The organism is Streptomyces sp. RP5T (assembly GCF_003933965.1).
Classification (GTDB): Bacteria; Actinomycetota; Actinomycetes; order Streptomycetales; family Streptomycetaceae; genus Streptomyces.
Genome location: NZ_RSAJ01000674.1, coordinates 1 through 4,196, shown reverse-complemented (window position 1 = coordinate 4,196; position 4,196 = coordinate 1). Strand labels below are relative to the sequence as shown.

Annotated in this window: 3 protein-coding genes; all 3 read right to left on the bottom strand. The window is 74.0% G+C overall.

Going from position 1 to position 4,196, the window contains the following annotated elements:
- Nucleotides 1–127 precede the first annotated feature (127 nt).
- From EHS43_RS38910 to EHS43_RS38900, 3 genes are read right to left on the bottom strand one after another with little or no spacing between them, the layout of a single operon-like run.
- Nucleotides 128–637 carry a flavodoxin domain-containing protein gene (locus EHS43_RS38910; protein ID WP_125195299.1) on the bottom strand — a complete coding sequence of 170 codons (510 nt, stop codon included), beginning with the start codon at nt 635–637 and terminating at the stop codon, nt 128–130.
- Between the two features lie 14 nt (nt 638–651).
- Nucleotides 652–1,383, bottom strand: a complete 732-nt coding sequence (locus EHS43_RS38905; RefSeq protein ID WP_125195298.1) for a CBS domain-containing protein — start codon at nt 1,381–1,383, stop codon at nt 652–654.
- Nucleotides 1,384–1,396: 13 nt separating this feature from the next.
- Nucleotides 1,397–4,093 (bottom strand): bifunctional GNAT family N-acetyltransferase/acetate--CoA ligase family protein, encoded by a 2,697-nt coding sequence (locus tag EHS43_RS38900; RefSeq protein ID WP_125195297.1) that lies wholly within the window; start codon nt 4,091–4,093, stop codon nt 1,397–1,399.
- Nucleotides 4,094–4,196: the final 103 nt, after the last annotated feature.

Below are 4,196 nucleotides of genomic sequence, written 5' to 3'. Positions count from 1 at the left end.
GTGTGCGGGAGGGGCGCCGTGGGACCGTTTCGCCTCGCCGGTCGTCGGGGCCTGCTGTTCACTGCGCACGGACGCCCCGGCGCGGGCTCCACGCGCCGGGGATCGTCCAGGTTCCGGTCTCCGCAGGTCAGCCCAGCTTGCGGGCGTCGGCCAGTTCCTCGGCCACGTGTGCCGCCCAGTGCTCGATCGCGGGGAAGTCCCGGAAGTCGCCGCCCTTTCCGTTGCGCAGGATCATGCGGGCGATGCGGCCCTTCGCGCCCTCCTCCAGACAGCCGCCGAAGGTGACGTGCTCGCGGGCGTCGAGCCGGGTCATGGCCCGGCGGACCGCGGGCACGGGCGGGATGTCGCGCTCGCCGGCGGAGGCGTCGAGCGGGCCGCTGCTGAACAGCCACAGCGGGAGTTCGGCCAGGGCGTGGCGGTGGCGGCGCACGAAGCGGCGGGCGTCCTTGTGCCAGCGCCCGCCGTAGAGGGCGCCGCCGACGATCACGGCGTCGACGTCACCGAGGTCGTCGACCGACGCGGCCGGACGGGCCGAGGCCGTGAGCCCCGCCTTGGTGAGCACCTCGGCCACGGCCTCGGCGATCTGTGCGGTGGATCCGTTCGTGGTGCCGTAGGCGACCAGCACGTCGGTGGTCATGACGGCTCCTCCTCTCAGGTCCGGCGCAGCCAGTCGTCGGCCACACCGTGGAAGGCCTGTTCGTCGGGCTGGACACGGGCGTCGTCCAGCCGGAAGGTGAGCTTGTCGACCACCGCGACCACACCGTCGATGCGGCCGGTCATGGCGACGGCGATCTCCTTCTCGCTCTTGCGTTCCACCTGGCCGGACAGGGTGACCACGCCCTCGGTCACGGAGACGTCCACGCTGCGCGGCGGCAGCCACAGCGCCCGCACCAGCACCTCCTCGATCACCTCGGTGCGGATCTCCGCGTCGGGCCGCAGGAAGACCTGCAGCAGGTCCCGGCGGGTGACGATGCCGACCAGCCGGTTCTCCTCGTCCAGCACCGGCAGGCGCTCCACCTGGTGCTGGGCCATCGTGCGGGCGGCCTCGACGATGGTGTTCTCGGCGTGGACGGTGACGGGCGGTTCGCTCATCAGCCGCCCGGCGGTACGCGCGCGGGCCTTGGCGGCCTGTCTGCGTGCGGTGGGCGTCAGTCCGGCGAACCGGAAGCGCTTCTTCGGCTCGAAGGGGTCGGGCATCCCGGCCTGGCGGGCCATCAGGTCCGTCTCGGAGATGACCCCGATGACCTTGTCGTCCTCGTCGACCACCGGCAGTCCGCTGATCCGGTGCTCGCCCAGCAGGCGGGCCACCTCCTTGAACGGGGTGCCGTACGTGGCCCGGACGACCTCCGTGGTCATCACGGAGCCGACCTTGCTGTGCTTCATGGCTGTCTCCTTCTCAACGGAGCCGGCGAAGGTAGGGGTCCTGCGGCCTGCACGGCAGCAGCCGCACCCGTGCGTCGAGCACGGACACACCGGACGGTGCCGCGAGGACGGGGTTGAAGTCGGCCTCGGCGAGCTGCGGAAGGTCGCTCGCCATGCGGGACAGCCGGTGCAGCAGCTGTTCGAGTGCCGCCAGGTCGACCGGGCCGCCGCCGTCCGCGCCGAAGAGCAGCGGGGCGCAGCGCGGGGACGTGATCAGGTCGTGGACGTCGTGGTCGGTGAGGGGTGCGAGCCGGGCGGCGTGGTCGGCGAGGATCTCCGTGGCGGTGCCGCCGAGGCCGAACAGGACGAGCGGTCCGAAGACCTGGTCCTGGACGACACCGGCGAACAGCTCGGTGCCGCGGGCGGCGAGCGGCTGGACGACCACCCCGGTGAGCAGTCCCGCGAAGCGGGTCTGCAGGTCCCGGAAGGCCGCCCGGACCTGGCTGTCGCCGCGCAGGTCCAGGTGGACGGCGCGCTGTGCGCTCTTGTGCAGCAGGCCGGGCCAGTGTCCCTTCATGACCACCCGGCCGTCGGCGCCGCGCATCCGGTCGGCGGCCAGCACCGCCTCGTCCTCGCTGGTGGCCCAGGCCCACGGGAGTTGGGGGATGCCGTAGCAGTCGAGGAGCTGGGCGCAGGTGCGCGGGTCGAGCCAGCCCCCGTCGGGGTGGACCTCCAGGTAGGCCTCGACGCAGGCGCGGGCCCGGGCCGGGTCGATGCCGTCGAGAGCGGGGAACGTACCGGCGGGCCGGGCGAGCCAGGCGGCGCGGTGTGCCGCGTGCGCCAACGCCCTTGCCGCGGCGCGGGGTTCGGCGTAGGCGGGGACCGTGCCGCTGTCGATGCGGGGCAACAGCTGGACCGGCAGCGCCTGTTCGAGCCGTACGACGACAACCGGCTTGCCGTGGGCGGGCCTTGCCGTGACGGCCTTGACGAGGTCGTCGCCGGTGGCCGTCGCGACCGCGGTGGGCACGAGCGCGACCAGGACGGCGTCGACGCCGGGGTGCGCGACGACGCGGTCCACGCAGTCGGCGAGTTGCTCCTCCGTCACGGCGGCGGTGGCGTCCACGGGGTTGCCGACCGCGGCTCCCTCGGGGAGCACGGCGAGCAGGTCGTCGACCAGGCCCGGGGCGGGCGCCGGCAGGGCGAGTCCGGCTTCCGCGCAGGCGTCGGCGCTGAGCACGCCGGCGCCCCCGGCGTTGGTGACGATGAGGACCCGGGGGCCCGCGGGGAGCGGCTGGGAGTGGAACAGGGCCGCGGTCTGGAGGAGTTCGCCGACGGAGTGGGTGGCGGTGATGCCGGCCTGGGTGAACAGGGCCTGGCGGGTCATGGTGCGGGTGGCGGCGGCCGCCGTGTGCGAGGCGGCGGCGCGGCGGCCCGCGTCGGTGCGTCCGGCGTCGACGGTGAGCACCGGCAGGCGGCGGGTCACCCGGCGGGCGGTACGGGAGAAGGCGCGCGGGTTGCCGAAGGACTCCAGGTGCAGCAGGGCGAGGTCGGTGCCGCCGTCGGTCTCCCACCACTGGAGCATGTCGTTGCCGCTGACGTCGTACTTGTCACCGAGCGAGACGAACGAGGACACGCCGATGCCCAGCCGGGACAGGCCGTCGAGCAGGGCGATGCCGACCCCGCCGGACTGGACGGCCACTCCCGCGGTGCCCGGGCGCGGATGGTGCGCGGCGAAGGTCGCGTCGAGGCACAGTCGTGGGTCGGTGTTGGAGACGCCCAGGCAGTTGGGGCCGACCATGCGCATGCCGTAGGTGCGGCAGGCCTCCAGGAGTGCCCGCGCCTGCTCGGCGTCGAGTCCGGCGGTGACGACGAGCAGAGCCCGTGCGCCCGCCTTTCCGCACTCCTCCGCGGCTTCCGGAACCGCGGCGGCGGGTACGGCGATCACCACGAGGTCGGGGGTCCTGGGCAGGGCGCCGACGCTCGCATAGGACGGCACGCCGAGGATCGAGGTCGCGGCCGGGTTCACCGCCCACAGCCGTCCGGTGTACGCACCCGTCTTCAGCTGGTGCAGGATCGCGCGGCCGACGGAGCCGGGCCTGCGTCCGGCGCCGACCACGGCGACCACCGACGGCCGCAGCAGGGGCCGCAGGCTCTCCACGTCGGCGGCCCGGCCGCGCGCCTCCACCGCCGTCAGGTAGCCGTCGTCCTCGTCGAGCGCGATGGTGCAGCGCACTTCGGGCCCCTCGAAGCGGCGGGCCGTGCGCAGACCGAGGTCGGCGAACAGGCGCAGCACTTCCTGGTTCTCGCTCAGGGCGTCGGCGGTGAAGGAGGCGACCCCGTCCGCGCGGGCCGCGGAGACCAGGTGCTCCAGCAGCAGCGTGCCCACGCCCCGGTGGTGCAGTCCGTCGGCGACCGCGATGGAGATCTCGGCCTCGGTGCGGGGACCGGAGCCGCCTGTGTCGTACTCGGCCAGTCCGATGACCTGGCCGGCCCGCTCGGCCAGCAGTGCGCGGTAACCGGCGTGCGGGGCGGCGCAGGCACGGTCCGCGGCCGCCTTCGCGGACCGCCTGCTCGCCACGAAGAACCGCAGCCGCAGGTTCTCCGGGGACATCTCCTCGTACAGGCCCTGCACCTGCTCGTGGTCGCTCGCCAGCGCGGGGCGGATGCACACGGTGCTGCCGTCCGCGAGCAGGGCGTGGGTCCGGGGCCCGCTGAGCGTGTCGTCCTTCATCGCGGTTCTCCTCAGGTCTCTGCTGCACTTCGAGCGTCCAGTGGAACGGCTCCGGGGCCCATGGGCTGACCGGTGGCGATGTGGGGGCCGGTCGGCCCTCCGG

Coding starts and splice junctions, on each gene's coding strand:
- EHS43_RS38910 (WP_125195299.1), bottom strand. CDS start 637: ATGACCACCGACGTGCTGGTCGCCTACGGCACCACGAACGGATCCACC.
- EHS43_RS38905 (WP_125195298.1), bottom strand. CDS start 1,383: ATGAAGCACAGCAAGGTCGGCTCCGTGATGACCACGGAGGTCGTCCGG.
- EHS43_RS38900 (WP_125195297.1), bottom strand. CDS start 4,093: ATGAAGGACGACACGCTCAGCGGGCCCCGGACCCACGCCCTGCTCGCG.